General features: G+C 43.1%; 17 protein-coding genes. 11 read left to right on the top strand and 6 right to left on the bottom strand.

Translation table 11 applies throughout. The features are described 5' to 3' along the window. Positions 1-172 precede the first annotated feature (172 nt). Entirely contained in the window at positions 173-1,231 is a 1,059-nt protein-coding gene (gene lptG, locus GQA99_RS06780) for an LPS export ABC transporter permease LptG (protein WP_160053142.1), read from the bottom strand. Further along, on the bottom strand, positions 1,228-2,340 hold the full coding sequence (lptF, locus tag GQA99_RS06785; protein ID WP_160053143.1) for an LPS export ABC transporter permease LptF: 1,113 nt from the start codon (positions 2,338-2,340) through the stop codon (positions 1,228-1,230). Before lptF ends, lptG begins: the two co-directional genes overlap by 4 nt. Positions 2,341-2,613: 273 nt before the next feature. On the opposite strand from lptF, the gene pepA reads away from it, so the two are divergent. Further along, a complete protein-coding gene (gene pepA, locus GQA99_RS06790) occupies positions 2,614-4,122 on the top strand; it encodes a leucyl aminopeptidase (protein ID WP_160053144.1) in 1,509 nt (502 codons plus the stop codon). A 294-nt stretch (positions 4,123-4,416) separates the two neighbouring features. Here the strand turns inward: pepA and punR are convergent, their stop codons facing one another. After that, entirely contained in the window at positions 4,417-5,319 is a 903-nt protein-coding gene (punR, locus tag GQA99_RS06795; protein WP_160053145.1) for a DNA-binding transcriptional activator PunR, read from the bottom strand. A 183-nt stretch (positions 5,320-5,502) separates the two neighbouring features. Here punR and punC point away from each other — a divergent pair, with 183 nt between their 5' ends. The 8 genes from punC to GQA99_RS06835 all read left to right on the top strand — a co-directional run bounded on the left by punC (position 5,503) and on the right by GQA99_RS06835 (position 14,754). Then, entirely contained in the window at positions 5,503-6,789 is a 1,287-nt protein-coding gene (gene punC / locus GQA99_RS06800) for a purine nucleoside transporter PunC (protein ID WP_160053146.1), read from the top strand. Between the two features lie 195 nt (positions 6,790-6,984). Continuing rightward, positions 6,985-7,773, top strand: a complete 789-nt coding sequence (locus GQA99_RS06805; RefSeq protein ID WP_160053147.1) for a substrate-binding periplasmic protein — start codon at positions 6,985-6,987, stop codon at positions 7,771-7,773. A 277-nt stretch (positions 7,774-8,050) separates the two neighbouring features. Further along, positions 8,051-8,743, top strand: a complete 693-nt coding sequence (locus GQA99_RS06810) for a hypothetical protein (protein WP_160053148.1) — start codon at positions 8,051-8,053, stop codon at positions 8,741-8,743. A 9-nt stretch (positions 8,744-8,752) separates the two neighbouring features. Then, the gene (locus GQA99_RS06815) at positions 8,753-9,124 is read left to right on the top strand and encodes a hypothetical protein (RefSeq protein WP_160053149.1); all 372 of its coding nucleotides are present in this window, start codon (positions 8,753-8,755) and stop codon (positions 9,122-9,124) included. Between the two features lie 85 nt (positions 9,125-9,209). Then, positions 9,210-9,659: a DNA polymerase III subunit chi gene (locus tag GQA99_RS06820; RefSeq protein ID WP_160053279.1), complete on the top strand. Its 450-nt coding sequence runs from the start codon at positions 9,210-9,212 to the stop codon at positions 9,657-9,659. A gap of 33 nt (positions 9,660-9,692) precedes the next feature. Then, on the top strand, positions 9,693-12,605 hold the full coding sequence (locus tag GQA99_RS06825; RefSeq protein WP_160053150.1) for a valine--tRNA ligase: 2,913 nt from the start codon (positions 9,693-9,695) through the stop codon (positions 12,603-12,605). Positions 12,606-12,739: 134 nt separating this feature from the next. Then, positions 12,740-13,078: a PBPRA1643 family SWIM/SEC-C metal-binding motif protein gene (locus tag GQA99_RS06830; protein ID WP_160053151.1), complete on the top strand. Its 339-nt coding sequence runs from the start codon at positions 12,740-12,742 to the stop codon at positions 13,076-13,078. 137 nt (positions 13,079-13,215) lie between these two features. Further along, on the top strand, positions 13,216-14,754 hold the full coding sequence (locus tag GQA99_RS06835) for an MFS transporter (protein WP_160053152.1): 1,539 nt from the start codon (positions 13,216-13,218) through the stop codon (positions 14,752-14,754). A gap of 316 nt (positions 14,755-15,070) precedes the next feature. On the opposite strand, the gene GQA99_RS06840 is transcribed toward GQA99_RS06835, so the two are convergent. The 3 genes from GQA99_RS06840 to GQA99_RS06850 form a co-directional block, all read right to left on the bottom strand. Beyond that, positions 15,071-17,404 (bottom strand): OmcA/MtrC family decaheme c-type cytochrome, encoded by a 2,334-nt coding sequence (locus GQA99_RS06840; RefSeq protein WP_160053153.1) that lies wholly within the window; start codon positions 17,402-17,404, stop codon positions 15,071-15,073. Between the two features lie 338 nt (positions 17,405-17,742). After that, on the bottom strand, positions 17,743-18,699 hold the full coding sequence (locus tag GQA99_RS06845) for a LysR family transcriptional regulator (RefSeq protein ID WP_160053154.1): 957 nt from the start codon (positions 18,697-18,699) through the stop codon (positions 17,743-17,745). Between the two features lie 64 nt (positions 18,700-18,763). Beyond that, positions 18,764-19,477 carry a 16S rRNA pseudouridine(516) synthase gene (locus GQA99_RS06850; protein ID WP_160053155.1) on the bottom strand — a complete coding sequence of 238 codons (714 nt, stop codon included), beginning with the start codon at positions 19,475-19,477 and terminating at the stop codon, positions 18,764-18,766. Between the two features lie 77 nt (positions 19,478-19,554). Between GQA99_RS06850 and glnD the strand changes: the two genes are divergently transcribed. Then, positions 19,555-22,197, top strand: coding sequence for a [protein-PII] uridylyltransferase (gene glnD, locus GQA99_RS06855; protein WP_160053156.1), 2,643 nt, complete (start codon positions 19,555-19,557; stop codon positions 22,195-22,197). 101 nt (positions 22,198-22,298) lie between these two features. Then, positions 22,299-22,802, top strand: coding sequence for a YcxB family protein (locus GQA99_RS06860; protein ID WP_160053157.1), 504 nt, complete (start codon positions 22,299-22,301; stop codon positions 22,800-22,802). Positions 22,803-22,805: the final 3 nt, after the last annotated feature.

Below are 22,805 nucleotides of genomic sequence, written 5' to 3' on the forward strand. Positions count from 1 at the left end.
CACCATCTCTAATTCATATTGCTGTGGACTAGGCTCTCGAAGCATGATGATAAACTTGGTTATTATCTGTACTTCTATTAGATCAAAGCCCTAGACGAATGTCTAGAGCTTTGTCAGCAGTCTGATGGCAACCAACTGGTTGCCATTTTTGTTTATAGCGTTAGCCAAACATTTATTTTCGGATGTAGTACAACGCAAAGCCAGTAAATAGCACACTAGGTGCAACAGCCCCAATAAATGCAGGTATCTCGTAAACAATACTCATTGGGCCAAATATTTGGTTACTAATGTAAAAACTAAAGCCTGCGACCACGCCTAATAACACCCTCGCGCCCATGGTGACCGTACGCAATGGACCAAACACAAACGATAAGGCCACCAGCATCATTACTGCCACCGTCACTGGCTGCATAATCTTGCGCCATAATGCCAAATCATATCGACTTGAGTCTTGCTGGTTAATCTCTAAATAGTCTAAATAATCGAGTAGGCCTCTAATGGATAACGACTCAGGCTTAACAGATACGACACTCAATTTATCTGGTGTCAGTGAAGAGCGCCAAATATCGCTGTCTAGATAATCTCGAACGACCCTTTCATCTTGTATCGAGGTATGATTAACGCCAATGAGCTTCCAAACATCACCTTTAAATAAGGCTTGTTCTGCATGCGTCACACTGGTAATTGCTAGCTCATCATTAAATCGATACAAAGTGACATTATTGAGTGAATCGACATTGATCACTTCACCAATATTGACGAACATATCGCCATCTTTAGCCCAAACACCGCGATGAGATTTAATTAAGCTGCCACCTGAGGTTTTAACCGCTTGTAATTCTTTAGCGCTTTTTTCCGCTATGGGAGCGCCCCACTCTCCTAACGCCATCACCATAATCATCAGTGGAATAGCGGTTTTCATCGCCGATTGAGTGATTTGTAAACGCGACATACCTGAAGCCTGCATCACCACAAGCTCAGAGTTAGACGCCAACATCCCCATGCCGATTAACGCGCCAAGCAGCACGGCCATCGGGAAAAACATTTCAATGTCTCGTGGCACTAAAAATAACACGTAGATGCCCGCATCAATTAACGTGTAAGTGCCACGCCCGACAACACGTAGCTGATCAACCCATTTAATAATGCCCGACAGGCCAGTTAAAATGAGCAAACACAACGCCGACGTACTAATAATCATTCGGGCGATATAAAGATCTAAAATTCTCATGCAGCCACCTGCTTACGTTTAAATAAGCCCAGCAACTTTTTACCTGATGGCCGCTCTTTAATTAATAACAGTAACCCTAATATCAATGCACAACCGTGGATCCACCACATGCCTAAATATTGGGGTACCACCTCATCTTGCAAGGCCTTACGTCCCGCTACCATCAAGCCAAAATAACCTAAGTACAATAAAATTGCTGGGAACATTTTGGCAAACTTACCCTGACGAACGTTAACTCGCGCTAAAGGCACAGCAATTAATGTCATTAATGGAATCGCTATCGGAATCGCCAAACGCCATTGAAACTCTGCGGCAGCTTCTGGCCCTGGTGTGGCCAATAGTTCATCTACAGGCAGAGCAGACAATTTGCGACGCCGCTCATCCACTTCTTGCTCTTTAATTTCCATTTTATAACCGCCAAACTCAATGGTCTGTAAATCAAGAGAATTTGGACTACCTTGGTAACGCACCCCGCTTTCAAGTTGCAATTGTTGACTCCCGATATTGTCTTCTATCACTCGGCCTTGCTGAGCAACAACAATATTGGTTAAGCCATCTTCATCTTCAGGATCTGGCAACTGCGCCACAAAAACATTTTCTAACGAGTTATCTTTATTTATGCGTTCAACAAACAGCACCGCACGCCCGTTGGGACTGGCCTGGAAGCGACCTTGAGTCAAGGCGGCAAGGCCTGCCTCCGACTGGGCTTTCTCTAATACTTGGTTTTGGCGCTCTTCTGCCCATGGGCCAACATAAACCGACAGATAAGCGGTAAAAATCAAATTACCAAGCGCAACAAGCAATGTGACGCGGGTGACATACCATTCGCTAACCCCTACGCCATGCAATACCACCATTTCATTCTCGGCATACATACGGCCATGAGCCAACAAAATGGCTAAAAAGAAACTCAGCGGCAACACTAATACGGTTAATTGAGGCAGGTTTAACCCCAGCAATGTCATCACTAATGATGCTGGAAATTCGCCGTCAGAAGCGTCGGCCAACACGCGCACAAATTGTTGGCTAATAAAAATAGTTAACAGTACCAAAAGTACCGCAAATTGCGCTTTTAAAACTTCACCAATCAGGTATCTAAATACAATCACAAGTAGGATCCGGTGGCTAAACTTATCTTTTTACTGGTATCAGAGTAACTTTCATGTAAACTGTCTACTTTCAGCAGTTTTGCTAGTTTTCTGACCAGCGCGGAAGGTGCTTTGGGGTCGTGATTAACATCTATTTGGGCAGTCACTTTTCGCCTATTTTTAGTTAATAATCCCAAACAGTTAACACCTTTTCGTTGAATATATGCCAGATGGCCTAATGCAAACATTATCTAATAAATATAAAAATTTGTCTTTAAGAATCTAGGAGTGCTCATGGAGTTTAGCGTAAAGAGCGGCAGCCCCGAAAAGCAACGTTCAGCCTGTATCGTTGTTGGTGTCTACGAACCTCGCCGTTTATCTGGTATCGCAGAGCAATTGGATAAAATCAGTGAAGGTTATATTAGTAACCTACTTCGTCGTGGTGACCTTGAAGGTAAGCCAGGACAGATGTTGCTATTGCATCACGTACCCAACGTATTGAGTGAGCGAGTATTATTAGTTGGCTGTGGTAAAGAGCGCGAGCTAGACGAGCGCCAATACAAACAAATCATCACCAAAACCATTAGCACATTGAACGAAACAGGCTCAATGGAAGCAGTATGCTTCTTAACTGAGTTGCATGTCAAAGGCCGCGACACCTACTGGAAAGTTCGCCAAGCCGTTGAAACCACTCAAAACAGCTTATATTCGTTTGACGCATTAAAAACCCGCAAGGGTGAAACTCGTCGTCCACTGCGTAAAATGGTGTTTAATGTACCGACACGCCGTGAACTCACCATTGGTGAGCGCGCTATTGAGCACGGAGCAGCTGTGTCAGCAGGTATGCATTTATGCCGCGACGTGGCTAACATGCCACCAAACATTTGTAACCCTGCTTATTTAGCGTCACAAGCACGTCAAATGGCTGAAGTGTACGAAAACCTTAAAGTGACAACTGTCGGCGAAGAGCAAATGGCAAAGTTGGGCATGAACTCATACCTTGCTGTCGGCCGTGCCAGCAGCAATGAATCAATCATGACAGTGATGGAATATCAAGGCGCAGTCAACAGCACAGAAAAACCGATTGTACTTGTCGGTAAAGGGTTAACCTTTGACTCTGGCGGAATTTCATTAAAACCAGGCGAAGGCATGGATGAAATGAAATACGACATGGGCGGCGCTGCCGGTGTTATTGGCACCATGAAAGCATTATGTGAAATGAAGTTGCCTATCAATGTGATTGGTGTGCTGGCCGGATGTGAAAACATGCCTGCGGGCAATGCTTATCGCCCTGGTGACATTTTGACCACTATGTCTGGTCAAACGGTTGAAGTGCTAAATACTGACGCTGAAGGCCGCTTAGTATTATGTGACGTATTAACTTACGTTGAACGCTTCGATCCTGAGCTTGTCATTGACACGGCGACCCTAACCGGTGCATGTGTGATTGCATTAGGCAAACACGCTTCAGGCTTGTTTAGCTCGCATAATCCATTAGCACATGAATTGCTTAATGCTGGTGAGCAAAGTGGTGATCGCGCATGGCGCATGCCATTGTGGGATGAGTACCAAGACATGCTAGATAGCCCATTTGCTGACATGACGAACCTTGGTGGTCGCCCTGCGGGTTCAATCACTGCGGCGTGTTTCTTGTCTCGCTTTGCTAAAAAGTACAACTGGGCGCATTTAGACGTGGCTGGTACTGCTTGGAATAGCGGCGCAAACAAAGGTTCAACCGGTCGTCCGGTGCCGATTTTAAGCCAGTTCTTAATTAATCGTGCTGGTGTTGAAATTAGCGAGTAAGCTTGGGCTTAACGCATAACAAAAGGGTAAAGCGCAAGCTTTACCCTTTTTTGTTACGGTTTTATTGGGATGGTAGATTATTATCACGTCAAGTCGCATGACTTTAAGATTAGAGAGCTTCAGTTTAGAGACGTTGAAGGTAGTCACGTTGAATATAGTCACGTTGAATATAGTTTTATTAAGCGTAGTGCTATTGAGCGAAGTGCTATTGAGTAAAGCTTTATTGAGCTTAGTGTTATTGAGTGGGCAACCAGAATTAGACGACTTAAATTAGCTCTCAAATTAGCCCTCAAGTTAGGCCAGCCATTGACGATGTAACTGTTCGCCATCACCAAGATAATCTAATACCCAGGCCAATGCGGGTGACATTTGTTCATCATTCCATGCCAGACAACATGGACTCGGTTGCTTAACTCGACTCAACACCTTGCTCACTAACCTACCCGATTCAATTAATGGTTGTGCTAAATGAGCAGGCATATAGCCAACGCCAAGCCCTTCGACAAAACAATTAATCGCACTGTGCCAGTCGGGCACAACCAAACGTCGCTGACCATTTAACAGCCAATCGGTTCGTTTAGGAATTTCTCGTGAAGTATCCTCCAAACAAATAGACGGAAACACTTTAAGTTCATCATCAATCAAAGGCCGCACAATATCGGTTAACGGATGCCCAGCACTGACAACAAACAACCAATCAATGTCGCCCATATAAGTAAACTTATAAGCCCCGCCAACCGGATTGGCGGTAGTGGCACCAATCGCAATATCACTACGACCAGTAGCAAGCGCCTCCCATACGCCATTAAACACTTCGATACGAATAATTAACTCAACATCTTGAAACTGCCTATAAAAGTCAGCAATTAAGGCGTGTACACTGTCGGTTCTCGCGATGTTATCAAGCGCAATTGACAAAGTGGGCTTCCAGCCGTTCGCCACTCGTTGAGTGTCGCGCTTCATCAGCGCCATATCAGCCAAAAAGACACGAGCTTTGGCTGCAAAATGCTTACCAGCAGGGGTTAACGTCACACTGCGATGGTGGCGAATAAATAGCTCAACACCTAATTCCGTTTCAATTTGTTTAATTGAATAACTAATAGCAGATGGCACTTTATGTAATTTTTTTGCCGCCGCAGTAAAGCTGCCTGTTTGGGCAACAACATCAATTAATTCGAAAGTTTGCTGTGAAAGCATATTGATTTAACTCATTAAAAATGGATATTTATCTAAAATCAACAAACATAAAAATATATCCTAAATAAATACCTCGCTCTAATCCATCAATATTTTTGATAGCAATAGTCAAAAATAAACGTTTCCCGCTAATTTAGTAAGCTATTAAGCTACTGTTTTTTATTCAGGCCAATAGAACTAAAGATGTCAGAATTTAGCAGCAACAATATAATTACTAACACTAAATCAACAAAATTAATGTTTTATTTTTTTCTTTTTTATTTAGCTTTGCTGAGTATGTTAGGGTTTATTGCAACAGACATGTACCTACCTTCATTCAAATCCATTGAAGGGACATTTAATGCCACCACCTCAGAAGTGGCTATTTCGCTAACCAGCTTTTTAGCTGGGCTTGCAATAGGTCAGTTACTGTATGGTCCGTTAGTCCATAAAATAGGCAAACGAAACGCCCTACTGGTTGGCTTAGGTTTATTTATGTTGGCAAGTGCATTGATTGCAACCAGTGACAACATCATGACAATGAACATTGCGCGCTTTTTTCAAGCCATTGGAGCGTGTAGCACCGCAGTAATTTGGCAGGCGATTGTGATTGAACAATACCCAGCAGATAAAGCGCAAAACATATTTTCTAATATCATGCCGTTAGTTGCTCTTTCTCCTGCGCTAGCCCCTATTGTGGGTGCATTTGTATTAAACAGTTTTGGTTGGCGAGCAGTGTTTATCTGTTTGTGTATCATCGCCGTTATGCTGATTGCAATGACCTGTATTTTTGTGCCTAAAGAGTCAAAACTTGCCCAAGAAAATAAAGCACATATTAGCTATGTGCAACTACTCAGCAATACTCGCTACTTGGGTAATGTATTAATATTTGGCGCATGCTCAGGGGCTTTTTTTGCCTACTTAACCTTATGGCCGGCGGTAATGGAACAATATGGTTATGCCGCAACTGAAATTGGTTTAAGTTTTATTCCACAAACAATCATGTTTATCGTCGGTGGCTACTCCAGTAAAATATTCATCAAAAAGCTGGGACCCCAAGCCACATTAACTTGCTTACTGATTTTCTTTGGTTATTGCACCGCAGCCATTTTTGTATCAAGCGTGTTAATCAACTCCGACACCATTTGGCCGTTATTAATTGCGTTTTCACTACTTGCTGGTAGTAATGGTGCAATTTATCCCATCGTCGTTAACAATGCGCTGCAAGAATTTAAACACAACGCGTCAAAAGCCGCTGGATTACAGAATTTCATTCAAATTTCGATTGCCTTCGGCGCATCCAGCTTAGTCGTGCTTTGGGCAGACTTAGGTGACAACGCGATTGGATGGGGTATTTTAGTTTGCTCAATATTAGTCTCAGTGGGATATATCGTTAAACGTCATGATTCTTGGGAACAAATCAAACAACACTTTGTTTTCCCCGATCCGGCAAGACTAAGTCAAATATCAAGCGAAGATGCTTCAGAATAACGCATAAGTAAACGCAATAATGGTGAGGTTATAGTTTGTTTTATAACCTCATTACATGGTAGATTAAATATCGAACAATATCATCGAACAACATCGCTAAAAACGACGTTATATACTGACTCAACAATCAGAAGGAATTGATTGAATGGCACGGCATGCTCAACACTCTAGTCCCCTACAATCGGCCATTAATTGATGAAATACTCTCAATTAAGCCTCTTCACCATATTAATGTGTGCGCTTGCGACCTTAACGCCTTTAAACAAGCTAGCAGCACAATCGCTCAACCACACCCAATTTATTACCCACCCACTACGGCCTTTTAGTTACCAAAATAACGGAGTGCTAAGTGGATTTTCTGTCGACATTATTCAGGCGATGATACAAAACAGCCGCGTTGATGCTAAAACTGATATTGAAATATACCCTTTTAATAGAGCTTTTCAGTTGTTAAAGTCACAATCCAATACGGCCTTGTTTGCTATCGCGAAAAGACCTGAGCGCGAGCAGAGCATGAAGTGGGTCGGGCCTATCATTACTAGCGGCGTATATTTTTATAAAAAGCGAAGCTCGCAATTAACAATCAATCACTTAACAGATCTCAAGCGAGTACAAAATATTGGCGTGGTGCTTGATAATGCCGATCATACTTACTTAAACGCTCAAGGATTTACCAACCTCAGTACCGATAAAGCGCAGTTACAATCGCTAAAGATGCTCAGCTATGGCCGTGTAGACGTAGCGCCAATGAGCGAATTAGTGATGCCATTTTTAGCCAAAGCGGCAAATATCGATATTGATACCATTGAGCGTACGCCGGTTAAGCTTTACGACTCAACCTTGTACATTGCTTTTTCAAACGACACCAGTGACGAGGTAGTGGCACTCTGGCAACAAGCATTTGATGAACTAAAAACATCAGGGCAGTATCAAGCAATCTATGACCGATACTTTACCCAAGAGATCAGTATTGCTCAGCACTAAAAAACCAAACTGCCAAAACTCAACATCTTAAATCCAGCGCCATTATGTTAAACACGTTAACCAGGGGCGCTTATTAATGCGCAATGGTATTAATCATCTACTCATTCTATTCGCTAAAAATACCGCTATCGACTACGCCGTTCGGCAAACATTTAAGCGAACAAAATAGCCTAAACAATTGTTAACTTGTTACGCATTCGTAACAAGTTTATTCTCTCGTTTGCAAATATGATAACCGCATAATTATTAATATAATCTCGCTGAAAGGGATCTTCAGATGAAAGCGCTAAAAGTCATCATCATTACAATCGTTAGTGCATTGGCGCTTTATGGATTAGTGGCAATTTTATTGGGCTGGCTACTCAGTTCCATGTGCGGTAACAGCGTTTACACCGAATCACTTTCATTAGATAAAATGTATAAGGCTGTTATCTTTGAACGAAGCTGCGGTGGCGCTACTGGCCATTCAACCCAAGTCTCAATCATCAAAGCTGACGAGCAACTGTGTGACAATTGCGCTGGCGACGTGCTCGTTGCCAATGGCCATCCTAACGACAATAAACTCAACTTAGTCTGGTTAGGGCAACAAGATTCTGACGATCAACATCTGCAAATTCAGGTTCCTGCTGACATTACAATTGAGACTCAAGCAACCAGCTGGTCCTCTTGGTTTGACAGTATCGATATTTCCTACTCTGTATTTGAGCAATATCCAGTAGTCTGTGAACAAAACCCGCAAGCTAAAGCATGTCAATTCATCACAAATGATCAAAAGCTGATTGATGTGTTAATTCAATTTAAAGACTTTAAAAACAATAAAGCACTTGCCGTATCAGTGAGCGATAGTGGTCATATTCGCTATGGCTACGGTTTTGGTTATGACTCAATGTTAAAAGCGCAACGCAGAGCATTAAATGAGTGCACCAAAGGCACAAGCCCTACTCATGTAAAATGTGAATTCATTCGTTAGGGGTACCCAATGCGATTTGAGCGTCAGCAACACAAAACACATCTAATTGATAATCACAAAATAGAGGTCAGTTACGACCGCTTTACGACTCGTTTTAACTTATCCATTAATGAGCAACGGGTTTATACCCGACTACTGCTGCTAGGCCCATGGCGTAAACAGCAGCTAATGATTAATGATACTCCTTACTCTTTAACAATTAGATGGTTTGTGCTGTGGCGTTCAAGCTTAACGCCACAGCAATCATCTCTTCAACGGCCCTTCATCACAGAGCTGTTACCTCAACGGCGTAGAAAATCCATTATGATCGCGCTCTATATCGGCTTAATCAGCACAATTAAACTGACGTTAGGGATACTCAGCGAGTCCAACATCCTATAAAAACCACTGCAGACAGCCATTAACCCGCAAGCGATTTTAGTGTAAACTCGTGGCCAAATTATTAACCGGTAAAAAGCTGCACAACATGACTCAAGCCTTGTTTTACCTTATGCCTGATAATCATAATCAAATGAGTGCATTAGATGCGCTTTATTTGGCTGCCTGCCGGTTAGCTGAACAACACTATCGTCAACAAAAAACCGTCTATATTCACTGCAAAGACAAGCAACAAGCCTATGCAATTGACGAGTTACTGTGGCAATTTGAGCCCAATGCCTTTGTGCCGCACAATTTAAAAGGTGAAGGCCCAGTGACAGGGGCGCCGGTCGAAATTGGTTTTGACACCTTAGGGCCAAATAAAAGTCGCCAAGTTCTGATTAATCTTGCAGACCACATGCCCACTTTTGCGGTAAACTTGCCCCATATTATCGATTTTGTCGCTAATGACGATGAGCTCAAGCGCATTGCCCGCAATCGCTACCGTCAATATCAAAGTGCAGGCATTACACCTAGCACTCAAGCATTAGCAGAATAAACACTTAATTTAGATAGAGAACATAACGCTCCTATGGAAAAAACATACAACCCAAAGTCTATCGAACAAGCCCTTTACCAAAACTGGGAAGAGCAAGGTTACTTCAAGCCGCATGGCGATGAATCACAAGGCAACTATTGCATCATGATCCCGCCACCGAACGTAACCGGTAGCTTACACATGGGTCATGCATTCCAAGACACGATCATGGATACCCTTACCCGCTATCAACGTATGAAGGGCAAAAACACCCTTTGGCAAGTGGGTACCGACCATGCAGGTATTGCGACTCAAATGTTAGTTGAGCGTAAACTTGAAGCGGAAGAAGGCAAAACACGCCATGATTTAGGCCGTGATGCATTTATCGACAAAGTATGGGACTGGAAAGCACAGTCTGGCGGTACTATCACCAAACAACTTCGTCGTATGGGCGCCTCTGTTGATTGGGATCGTGAACGTTTTACCATGGACGAAGGCTTATCAAAAGCTGTGCAAGAAGTGTTTGTACGCCTATATGATGATGAATTAATTTATCGCGGTAAGCGCCTGGTGAACTGGGATCCAAAACTACACACCGCCATTTCAGACCTGGAAGTTGAAAACAAAGAGAAGCAAGGCCACATGTGGCACTTTCGCTATCCTTTGGCGCAAGGCGCACTTACCGCAGACGGTAAAGATTATTTAGAAGTTGCAACTACCCGCCCTGAAACCATGTTAGGTGACAGCGCAGTTGCCGTGCACCCAGATGACGAGCGTTATCAGTCACTCATTGGAAAATTCATTTTACTGCCAATCGTTAACCGTCTGGTGCCCATTGTGGCTGACGATTATGTCGACATGGAATTTGGTACCGGCTGCGTAAAAATCACCCCAGCACATGACTTTAACGACTATGAAGTGGGTAAACGTCATGCATTGCCTATGTACAACATCTTCACCCTAGATGCATCTGTACGTAGCTTTGTTGAAGTGATTAACACCGACGGCACGCCAAACAAAGACGTCGAAATGGCACTACCTGAGCGTTATGTTGGGCTGGACCGTTTTAAAGCACGTGACGCTATCGTGGCAGAGTTTGACACCTTAGGTTTACTTGAAAAAGTCGCACCACATGGCTTAAAAGTGCCTTATGGCGATCGCTCTGGTGTGGTCATTGAACCATTACTAACAGACCAATGGTATGTTGCGGTTGAGTCTATGGCCAAAACCGCCATTGAAGCGGTTGAAACCGGCGAAATCAAATTTGTGCCACAGCAATACGAAAACATGTATTTTTCGTGGATGCGCGACATTAACGACTGGTGTATTTCACGTCAGTTATGGTGGGGACACCGCATTCCAGCCTGGTACGACGAAAATGGTAAAGTGTATGTAGGTCGTAACGAAGCAGAAGTGCGCGCCAAACATAAGCTTGCCGATTCAGCAGTACTGCGCCAGGACGATGACGTACTTGATACCTGGTTCAGTTCAGCATTATGGACCTTCTCAACCCTAGGTTGGCCAGACAATTTAGAAGACTTAAAAACCTTCCACCCAACCGACGTGTTGGTCACAGGTTTTGACATTATTTTCTTCTGGGTTGCCCGCATGATCATGATGACCATGCATTTCATTAAAGATGAAAACGGCAAACCACAGGTGCCTTTTAAAACCGTTTACGTGACCGGTCTTATCCGTGACGAAGCCGGTAACAAGATGTCAAAATCGAAAGGTAACGTACTTGACCCATTAGACATGATTGACGGTATTGAACTCGAAACGCTAGTTGAAAAACGTACCGGCAATATGATGCAGCCACAGCTGGCCGCAAAAATTGAAAAAAGCACTCGCAAAGAATTTGCTGACGGCATTGAAGCTCACGGCACTGACGCACTGCGCTTTACTTTAGCTGCAATGGCATCAACCGGTCGTGACATTAACTGGGACATGAAGCGCCTAGACGGTTACCGCAGTTTCTGTAATAAGTTATGGAACGCATCACGCTACGTGCTGATGAACACCGAAACTCAAACAAACCCAGACAGCGACGAAGCCGGCACGCCACTTGATTGCGGCCAAATCTTAGTTGATGGCAAACCAGGTGAAATGGAACTGTCATTAGCCGACCGTTGGATTATTGGTTTATTTAATCAAACCGTTAAAACCTTCGACGACTACATGGCTGCATACCGTTTTGACTTAGCGGCTAACACCTTATACGAGTTCACCTGGAACCAATTCTGTGACTGGTATTTAGAGTTAACCAAGCCTGTAATGCAACATGGCAGCGAAGCGCAAATGCGCGGTACTCGCCATACCTTGGTGACCGTGCTTGAAAAAATGCAGCGTTTAATGCACCCAATCATGCCGTACATTACCGAAACCATTTGGCAACGTGTTAAGCCTTTAGCTGGCGTAACTGGTGATACCTTGATGTTGGCCACTTTCCCAACCTATCAAGCAGATCAAGTTGATGCCACCGCAATGGCTGATTTAGAATGGGTTAAGCAAGTGATTGTGGCAGTGCGTAACATTCGCGCCGAACTTAACATTGCACCGTCTAAGCCACTTAATGCATTAGTGCGTGGTGTAAGCTACCAAGACCGTATCCGCCTTGAAGCCAATCAGGCTTTCTTTGCAAGTCTTGCTAAGCTTGAAACCATCACAGTGCTTGAAGAAGGTGAAACAGCGCCAATGTCGACCACGCAGTTAGTGGGCAATATGGAGCTGCTTATCCCAATGGCAGGCTTAATCGATGTTGCCGCTGAAATGGCCCGTATCGACAAACAGTTAGAAAAACTGGCGCAAGAAATTGCCCGTATTGAAGGCAAGCTTTCTAATGAAGGTTTTGTGGCTAAAGCCCCTGCTGCAGTCATTGATAAAGAACGCGCTAAAATGACCGACTTAACTCGCGATATTGAAAAATTAAACGAGCAAAAAATTGAGTTGGCCAAAATAGAAGCCTAATCAATCAGTTAAATTGATACAAAAAAAACCAGCGATGCGTCGCTGGTTTTTTATTTAAACTTTTATATCTCATTTTGCGTTTTTGCTGTATAAGCTTGCGCCAATATCATCATTCTATTTAATGGGTCACCACCATGTCTGATAAATTCTTTTTTAAAGGTCGTAAAACCCCAAAGCCTGCATATGGCGAAAGCGGTTATAACACCAAACGTGCGACTAAACCTGGCACGGAACTGTCGCCATTACTGTTATCGGTGCAAACTGAAGCGCGTAAAGTCGAAGTCGCGGCATTGGTCGCCGACAACCAGTTATTTGCCAACATTACTGTCGATGCAGAAAAAGCAGAAAACATTATTGAGCTAACAGGGTTATTGAATAAACCTAAGTCAGTAAGTTTTGAAGCCAAGCCTAACCGTAATGACGTTTGCACTTGCGGCAGTGGCAAAAAATATAAAAAATGCTGTGGTGCTTAAACGCTCCACGCTTAATATAAAGCAAAATACAATAAACAAAGCGGATCTCACGATCCGCTTTTTGTTTTTGGATATTTTCCCTCAACTTAGGTAGAGTGTCTGGCGTTAACTCAATACACAATAATAAAGGGTGACTTATGAGCACTAATTCACATTCAGGCAACGACCTGCGTGAAGTAAAACAACTGGGGATGTGGGCATCAATCACCAGTTTAGGGTATATATTTTGGCTTGTCGGCGGCATGGAGCTGGTTGAGCGAATAGCTTATTACGGCGTAAAAGCCTCCGCGGGTTTGTATGCAAAATCCCCTGTGTCAGAAGGCGGCTTAGGCATCGACTTGCACGATTACGGCATCATCATTGCTGTATGGGCCATGCTACAAACCTTTATTCCGGTGTTTACCGGCGGTATTTCTGACCGTGTCGGCTATAAAGAAACTATTTTTGTTTCTACCATCATTAAAATCATGGGTTATCTCACCATGGCGTTTTTCCCAGACTTTTGGGGATTTTTAGCCGGAGCCATGTTGCTTGCTGCAGGTACAGGGGTGTTTAAACCCGGTATTCAAGGCACGCTCGTGTTGTCGACAAAGCGCGAAAACACCTCTATGGCCTGGGGTATATTTTATCAAGTTGTGAATATTGGTGGTTTCCTAGGTCCGCTAGTGGCTGTGCATATGCGTCAGTTATCGTGGGACAATGTGTTTTATGCTTGTGCTGCGATTATCTCATTTAACTTCTTATTTTTATTGGCCTATAAAGAACCAGGTAAAGATGAGCGTTTAGCCAGAGCGGCTAAAGTAAAATCAGGTGAAATCCAACAAGAAGCATTATGGAAAGATGCCTTACGTGAACTGAAAAAGCCGATCGTGCTTTACTACATGCTAGTGTTTGCTGGCTTTTGGTTTTTATATAACTCGTTATTTGACGTGCTGCCAATTCATATTGCCGAGTGGGTTGATACCAGTATCATTGTCACCTCATTATTTGGCCCAGAAGGCACCAGTAACGGCATATTGCAATTTTGGCTTGGCCTAAATAACGACGGTACCAAGGTGATGCCGGAAGGCATGCTAAACCTTAACGCCGGTATGATCATGACCACCTGCTTCTTGGTTGCTGCATTTACCGCAAAATATCGCATTACCACCGCCATGCTGGTGGGTTGTATCTTAAGTATTACCGCTATCATGCTAGTAGGTGCATTCAATGCCGCGTGGATGATAGTGCTGGCCATTGCCATGTTCTCTTTTGGCGAAATGATGATTAGCCCGAAGAAAAACGAATTTATGGGTAATATTGCCCCTGAAGGTAAAAAAGCCATGTACCTGGGTTTTGTGATGTTACCGCAAGGGATTGGTTGGACACTAGAAGGCTACTTTGCTCCTAAGCTTTACCAAATTTATGCCTCTAAAGAGATTATCTCACGGAATGAATTGGTCAGCCGCGGCATGAGCCAAAGCGACGTTGATGCGATTCCACAAGGTGAAGCCTTTATGCGCTTAGTGGATTTTACTGGCATGGAAGCTCAGCCGTTAACGCATATGCTGTATGAAGCCAATAACATCGGCATGGCATGGTACATCATTGCTGCTATCGGGATTATTTCAGCTGTGGGTATCTTTATTTACGGTAAATGGTTATTGACCATGCAGCGCCAACAAGCGGCAGCGTAATCGCCAGTAGTACCAGATGATTCTTTATCATCAATACCAACAAGGGAGGCAGCAATGCCTCCCTTTTGCTATCTACGATAAAATGACAGGCTTTATCGAATCTAGAGCGCTACGCTGCTAGGACGCTGCGCGGCTAGAATCTATAAAATCTTAACAGCGAAGCGCCCCTAGCAGGACAACGTCCGCCCTAGCAGCGAAGCGACCCTAGCTGCTCTTATGGATGAAAAATCAAACAAAAAAAAGGGAGGCATTGCTGCCTCCCTCTTGCTTAGTTTCTTAAGTGATGATTAAGAAATGGTTGTTTTTATTCACTTACCTAGTGAGAGGTCGTCGCGTGAACTTTATCAAGACCGTAAGTTTTACCTTCAGCATGACAAGTTGCACAAGATTCTACTGGTAGATCCGAATCAGTCATTGCGTCGCTTTCTACGATAGCGCCATTACTCTTAAAGTGAGCAAGAGCTGCACCATTTGAGTGAGCGTGACAGCTACGGCATGATTCAGCCACTGGAGAGATGTAATAACCTGGGTTGGTAGACGTTGCCGCAACTTTAATCGCACGTTTACCAGAGGTTAATCCACCATCATCAGCAAAGAATGTCGCACCATCTTTGTGACATGCGGCACAATCCGTTTCATTACTTGGGTAACCAATCAGTTCACCAGTATGATCTCTATAGATACCTTCGATTGTGTTCCAGTTACCGCTGTGGAAACGGTGAGATACTGTAACCAAGTCTTTGTTATCATATGAAACATTAGGTGTAATCACTGTTGAACCATCTTCACCTTTTGTCCATGATGCATCATGGCCTGAAGCGCCGTTTGTTTCGTTGTGACAGTTTTGGCATTGGTCAAATGTGTAAGTACCATGTCTGTAACCCTTGATATAATCAAGTGTGCCATGACAAGAATTACACTTCGCTTCTGTTACAGTAATGCGGTCCGCATCGGTTGTACGCATCAAGTTGACAGAGCCACCAGCCAAATCAAAGTACTTAATGGCAGAAGTGTTACCAATTGGAGTATCGTTGGCATACTCTAAGTCGTCTTCACCACAACCAGCAACTTTGCCAGCTTTCACACACACATTGGCTTCTGAACCAATATATATCGTGCCAGTAGCTTGTGCATCAGGTACATCTCTTACAATGGTAAGTACGCCACCAGATAAGGTACCACTCGCTAAATTTAAGCTTATGCTTAGGTCGCGCCATGAATTCACCTTACCGGTTGCATCAACGTTACCAATAAGAAGACTGTTAGCAGGTAACATACCAGTAGGGTTACTTGTCGCATTGTAAGTCGCTAAACTTGTACCATCAGCAATAACAGCACCATTCATTGTCACATTTGCTTTAATCGTTAGTGTTTGCATTCCAGCAGTTGCTGAAGGCACTGCTGTGATGCTCGTAAAGTCTACCGTTAATAGATCAGCATACTCAGCACGTTTACCGACTTTATGCGCGGTTGCAGGACTTAATCCACCCACATGGCAATTCATACATTGTGAATCATCAGCCTGTGGAATTTCATAGTCAGAATGGCCAACGCCAGTTTCAAAGTTAACCGTAACGTGACAGCCAACACATGCTTCACGATAGATGTTCTCTTTCCACTGATTACCGTTGTCATGACAAGCAGTACATTCATTCAATTCCGTAGGGAAATGAACTTCAGCAAACTCTTCTGCATCACCTTGTAATACGCCCCACTCAGCAAGATGTCCACCAGCATGAATAGTATGGATCATGGCATTAAAGTTAGGGTTAAATCCTAATTCAGGGTCGTTTTGGTCGGCCGCATAAGCAGGATTATGACACGCTACGCAGTTTTCAACTTTTTGGTAGTTATGATGGGCAGCAATTTTTGAAATACGCTTATCGCTGTCATCGTAGCCAGTTAACTCACCGTGACAATTAATACATGCCGCATTAGACACAGAGTCTTTTGCTGATACCGCAAGTTCACCAGTAGCGGGAATAAAATCTAACGGTGTCGATAAAATTTTATCACTGATATCAGTACCATCAGCGTCGACCACATCATAGGTGCGGATCATGACACGTACTAAATCATTAACATTACCATCAGCCAATACAACAGGTGCATTACCTTCATGTGTCCAAGTACCGATGTAAGTACCAGGGTTTGCGGCATCTTCAGTTAATGTACAAGCATTGACCACTGAACCATCACGTGCTGTGGTACTACCGGTTAAATTACAATACATGCTGCTACCAAAATCATTGGCTAAAGCATGGTTAGTCCATAACATTGGCGCACCAGTGTCAGTGGTATTCTCAGACTGACTGGTGACATATAACGCCACTCTCTCAAGACCAGAAAATGGCACATCAGCATTACCCGTGCCTTTACCCGATACAGTAAATTTAATACTGAATGGCTCGCTACCCATCACCACAATATCTGCTGGATCAAGTTGTAAGGTATAGTCATATGCATTGTTAACAGTTGTGACGGTTAATCCCGCAGAAGTGCCATCTGCACCATCAGCACCTGGAATTCCTGGTGTACCAGGAGTACCTGCAGCACCGTCGGCACCATCACTGCCGTCAGAACCACATCCTGTTACACCCAACACTGCAGCAAAGGCCGCAGCAAGTAGTGTTCTATTATAGTTTTTCATTTTAAATCCCCCGATTTAAATGTGTAGGTTTTACACATACAAAATATAAGGATTTAGAGAGAAATACCCGTGCGGTGTAACAAACCTGTGATGCTTGGTTGCAAATTCGTTAACAGAAATTGGTTATTTTACTTTTGAGTATCCCAAAATATGAAATAGGCAGTTTTATATTTTGTAACCCTAAAGAGGTATTTAGAATAAAGAATAAAAGCAGCAATAATGACGCAGAACAAAAAATACAGATAAGTAACTGATTAAAAACAACTTAAACAACTTTTACTCAAAAGCGCACCCCAAAATAAGCGAGTGCTAATGTGTTGTTATAATAAACAAACCCATCAAACCAAAAGCGAGCGAGTGATATCGATTATCATTTGTTTCACATCTGCAGAATAACGGCGGTAATGCTCTGCTCGTTCAATTAAACAATAATTTGGCATAGGCATCACAGAGTTAAGTCGCTCAAACTCTGAGTCGGGTAAACGCTCAACTCGCAACTGTGGTATTTGCTCTGCAAAGGAACCCTCATGACAAATAGTCAACGCTAAACTGTCCATGGTCAGCATATGCCAGTACCAATCTTCGAGCTTTTTAACACACTCAATGTCCTCTAAAAGCAAACCTTCGGTTTGGCAATAAAGCTCTAATGGATCGATACGGTTATTAAATCCACGGCAACGTAAATACACAATCGAATACTGGATAATATCTTCGAGTTTGATCGCTTCAGCATTATTCCAAAATGCATGTTGAGCGTGGCCCACCACGCATAGTGATGTCGCACTGCCAATCGGATGCGCCTCTAATCCATGGGTGTCTTGGGTTTCAAAGCCAATGCCAAAGTCTAAATCACCATTATAAATAAGCTCTTCGGTATCGGCTTGCCAACTGTGTAATTTAACTTTGCCAATGCTATCACGTGGACATAAGCTCAAGGCTACAGCGACGCTGGTAATAATACTTGGCGACACCGCCAAATGAAGCACCGAGCGTTGCTGGAGATTGGTTTTATCTTCAGCTAATCGCTCAATTTGACTCAACATATCGCACAATTGGCAAATCGGCTGATATAAGCGCTCGGCTAATGGTGTAGGTTTAAGCCCTTGTTGACGGCGAAAAAACAGCTCATCATTAAAAATAATCCGCAATGAGGTTAAGCAACGGCTAATTTTAGGTGCAGAAACACTGAGCTCTTTTGCCGCAATATTGGCAAAACCGGTTTCATAAATAATTTTAAACACCATTAAACTAAACACATCTAGTTCACTGACTTTTTTTAGGGCTTGTAAATCCACATGTCACCTAATGAGCGGCAAAGTTGACCATAAATTAGCATGTTACAAACAATAAAAAGTTGATCTAGTGCTGAATTATGCAATCTACTTCAGCTTTTGTTAATACACGATACTCACCGGGCAATAAGGTGTTATCAAGCATAATGTTCCCTACGGATTCACGATGCAGGGCTACCACTGGATTACGAAATCGGCCAAACATGCGCTTAATTTGATGATACTTTCCTTCCCGCAATACCACCCTTGCCTGGTACGTCGACAAAATGGTTAATTGCGCCGGCAAAGTGGTGATGTCTTCAAACTCAAAATACATCCCATTAGCAAAGGCGTCGATATAGCTTTCATCAATTGGGTTTGCTAACGTGACAAGATAATGCTTATCCACTTTATGATCCGGCGCCATAAGCGCAGCAGACCACTTTGCATCGTTTGTGATTAACAATAATCCCGTTGAATGTAAATCCAATCGCCCCGCAATATGCAGCATGTCAGGGTTAATACCAGCAAGCAAACTCAAGGCAGTGGGGTGCTTATCATCCACGGTTGCACTCACGACACCATCAGGCTTGTTGAGCATGTAATATTGCTTTTGGTATTGCTGTAGAATCACCTCATTACAAACAATATGACTAAACTCATCAATTTGTAAGTCTGGTGCTTTAGCTAATTTGCCATCAACCAGGACTTTATTGTCAATCAATAACTGACGCACCGCTTTTTTCGACACCTGTAATGCACGAGCAATAAACTGATCTAACCGACCACGCTTAGACGCCATAAAACCTCATTAAGAGTGATACCAATTTTATTAAGAATACCTTATTCTGTAACAGGACTACATTAATAAGGAGTAACATGCTTTCGCAACCTGCTAGTACAGATTTGCGCCCAGACATGACCACAGCCGAATTTAAACAGGCGATAAAGTCACTGGACTTATTTTTACAAGAGAACATATTTCAAAGTGCCATTAACGACACTTTAAATAAGCGATCGCAGTTTTTCGACTCTCTATTATGCCTCCTCTGGCAAGCTCTCGAACTAGATGATAATCATATTTCGCTCAACGCCGTTGGCGGTTATGGCCGGCAAACCTTGCATCCGTTTTCAGACATTGATATCTGCATCATCCACGACGGGCAACTGTCTGCCAACGACGGCGCCAAAGTCAGCGGTTTTTTAACCCAATTATGGGACATAGGCCTCGACCTGGGCCACGCGGTACGTAGCCTAGAAGATACCTTCAAAGCCTGTAAAGAAGATGTCACCATTGCCACCAGCTTGCTTGAAATTCGTCATTTATACGGTAACACCAAGCACCAACAAATTGTGTTAGAGGCTTTGTACGGCCAGGATTTATGGCGAAGCCAAGCATTTTTTAATGCCAAACTGAGCGAGCAACAAGAACGCCATGCCAAAGCTCAAGGTACTTCATTTAGTATTGAGCCTAATTTAAAAACCAGCCCGGGTGGAATTCGCGATATTCAAACCCTCACCTGGGTTGCCCGTAAGCATTTTGGTGTAGCCAGCATGCAGTCATTACGTCGCTTTGGTTTTTTAACCAACGATGAATACTCAGAGTTAATGGAATGCCAACACTTTTTGTTTAGGGTGCGTTTTGCATTGCACCAAGCAGCGCAACGCTCAGAAAACCGTTTATTACTGCAACATCAAGCAGAAGTCGCCAGGTTAATGGGGTTTGGCGATAGCATGCCTATTGGTGAAAGCGGCAATATCGCCATAGAAAAAATGATGCGTCAGCTGTTTAGGGCCATGAAACGCATTGGTGAATTAAACAAAATTTTAATGGCGTATTTTCAGCGGGAAATCATCCCGCAGCTCAATCCACAAATCATCCCAATTAACGATAACTTTGAAATTGTCGACCAATACATCCACGTGCGTGATGAAACGGTATTTATTGATCGCACTCAAATCATGGCGTTGTTTGAGTTTATCGCGATTCATCATGACAAAATTATTGGCATTACCGCCGAAACCTTACGCTCGCTGCGTCAAGTAAGACGTCGCTTAATGGGCGACTTACAAGATTTTCAGCGTTGCCGAGAACAATTTAAAGCCATTTTTAACCATCCTCAAGGCATGGGATTAGCTATAACATTAATGCACCAGCATGGTATTTTGGCCTCCTATTTGCCGCAGTGGCGTGAAGTTGTCGGCCAAATGCAATTTGATTTATTTCATGCTTATACGGTCGATGAACACACACATAAAGTGCTTAAAAACATTTATGCCTACGGGAAAGACATTAAAACGCTCGATAAAGATTTAGCATTAGCAGCAGATATTTACCAAAAAATGTCCAACAAATCGACCTTGTTATTTGGGGCATTATTTCACGATTTAGCCAAAGGCCGCGGCGGCGATCACAGTGAACTCGGCGCGGTAGACGCCAACATGTTTGCGGTATTTCATGGCTTAAAAGTGTCGCAGCAAAAGCTCATAAGCTGGTTGGTAGAAAACCATTTACTCATGTCTATCACCTCTCAGCGTATGGACATTTACGACCCTGAAGTGGTGAACACCTTTGCCAAAAAAGTCGGCACATTAACCCGCCTAGATGCCTTATATTGTCTTACCATTGCCGATATTCAGGCGACTAACGATGATTTATGGAACGATTGGAAAGCATCATTATTAAAAGATTTGTACTTTATTACCCGTAAGGCATTACGTGGCGGCTTTGAAAATGTATTGCAAATTCGTACTCTGGTACGCGAGCACAAACAGGAGGCGTTAAACCTATTAAATGCAGACGAAACTACAACCGTAGCCATTAAAACCTTATGGAAACGCTTACCCATCGCGTTTTTTAGTAATGCCGAAGCAGAAGATATTGCCAGATACACTCAAGCGATATTGCTGCACAACCAAACCCCAGTGACTGACGGCGAATACAACACCTTAATATTACTCGATGACGCAGTAGTCAAAGGTTGTAGTGACGTATTTGTGTATACCAAAGACAGACATGGGTTATTTGTTAAATTATTTAATACTCTCGCGGCATTGCGTATTTCGGTAAAACAAGCGCAAATTGCTCGTACTAAAGATGGCTATGTCGTTGAAGCCTTTAAAGTGCTCGATTTTGATGAAAAACCGATCACTAGCGCCCAACGTCGTAAACAGGTAATGAATAAATTACATCAGGTATTAGACTTTGATGTCACCCTACCTAAAAAGCGTGAATCGAGGCGTCATCAAAGTTTCGACAACCAACCGAGTATCGAATTTTTGTATTCACGCAAATCCACTCGCACCTTAGTCAATGTATCAGCACTAGACACCAGTGATTTTATGGAGCAAATAGCCAGTGCCTTTAGAACACTTGATCTTAACATTCATTCGGCCACCATCAGTACGGTCGGTGAGCGCGCCGATAACGTGTTCTCAATATCCAACAAACAAGACCAACAATTAACTCCTGAAGAGCAACAACAATTAACCCTAGAATTGGCGAATGCCATTACGGGTTAGCCAAAATACAACAAAGGTAGCCATTGATTTGCACTTTGCTTTGAGCAAACCAATGGCTATGCGATAATCACAACAACTCCATTGTCGATTTTTAGGTCATCATGTCATCAGCGTTTACGTACACCAGCGAATATGTACTCGATAAAGCTTACTTTGAAGAATGCTATACCCAATCAGTCCCCGCCAAAGCGCCCCCTAAGCAATATCTTAAAACGGTGATATTTGCGTTGATTGGTTTAGCTATATTGCTGCTCGACAACATCAGCCAGTTAAGCATTAGCAGTAAAGAAACTTATTATTTAGGGTACTTTTTTATTGGTTTAGCCGTGGTCGAATGGCTAAGCATTCGCTTTAAAAAAACCTGGTGGTTATGGCGACAAATGATGAGTAAAGCGGCTGGAGACACAGTTACACTGGTCATCGACGATAACGGCATCCACAGCCAATCAACTCATGTGAATCAACAGATTTTATGGACTGATGTTTATCGTGTCACCCAGACTGAAGCAGGCTTTTTAATTGCCTTACAAAAAAGTACCACCTACTTATCTAAACGCTGCTTAGATGCTGCAAGTATCGACTTTATTGCCAGTAAACAATCGTAAAAA

The organism is Shewanella litoralis (assembly GCF_009828585.1).
Taxonomy (GTDB): domain Bacteria; phylum Pseudomonadota; class Gammaproteobacteria; order Enterobacterales; family Shewanellaceae; genus Shewanella; species Shewanella litoralis.

Excerpts from the sequence above, each read along its gene's own strand:
- GQA99_RS06835 (WP_160053152.1), top strand. The coding sequence starts at position 13,216 with ATGAGCACTAATTCACATTCAGGCAACGACCTGCGTGAAGTAAAACAA.
- punC (WP_160053146.1), top strand. The coding sequence starts at position 5,503 with ATGTCAGAATTTAGCAGCAACAATATAATTACTAACACTAAATCAACA.
- GQA99_RS06820 (WP_160053279.1), top strand. The coding sequence starts at position 9,210 with ATGACTCAAGCCTTGTTTTACCTTATGCCTGATAATCATAATCAAATG.
- GQA99_RS06815 (WP_160053149.1), top strand. The coding sequence starts at position 8,753 with ATGCGATTTGAGCGTCAGCAACACAAAACACATCTAATTGATAATCAC.
- lptG (WP_160053142.1), bottom strand. The coding sequence starts at position 1,231 with ATGAGAATTTTAGATCTTTATATCGCCCGAATGATTATTAGTACGTCG.
- GQA99_RS06840 (WP_160053153.1), bottom strand. The coding sequence starts at position 17,404 with ATGAAAAACTATAATAGAACACTACTTGCTGCGGCCTTTGCTGCAGTG.
- GQA99_RS06805 (WP_160053147.1), top strand. The coding sequence starts at position 6,985 with ATGAAATACTCTCAATTAAGCCTCTTCACCATATTAATGTGTGCGCTT.
- punR (WP_160053145.1), bottom strand. The coding sequence starts at position 5,319 with ATGCTTTCACAGCAAACTTTCGAATTAATTGATGTTGTTGCCCAAACA.
- GQA99_RS06825 (WP_160053150.1), top strand. The coding sequence starts at position 9,693 with ATGGAAAAAACATACAACCCAAAGTCTATCGAACAAGCCCTTTACCAA.
- GQA99_RS06850 (WP_160053155.1), bottom strand. The coding sequence starts at position 19,477 with ATGGCGTCTAAGCGTGGTCGGTTAGATCAGTTTATTGCTCGTGCATTA.
- GQA99_RS06860 (WP_160053157.1), top strand. The coding sequence starts at position 22,299 with ATGTCATCAGCGTTTACGTACACCAGCGAATATGTACTCGATAAAGCT.
- GQA99_RS06830 (WP_160053151.1), top strand. The coding sequence starts at position 12,740 with ATGTCTGATAAATTCTTTTTTAAAGGTCGTAAAACCCCAAAGCCTGCA.
- pepA (WP_160053144.1), top strand. The coding sequence starts at position 2,614 with ATGGAGTTTAGCGTAAAGAGCGGCAGCCCCGAAAAGCAACGTTCAGCC.
- glnD (WP_160053156.1), top strand. The coding sequence starts at position 19,555 with ATGCTTTCGCAACCTGCTAGTACAGATTTGCGCCCAGACATGACCACA.
- GQA99_RS06810 (WP_160053148.1), top strand. The coding sequence starts at position 8,051 with ATGAAAGCGCTAAAAGTCATCATCATTACAATCGTTAGTGCATTGGCG.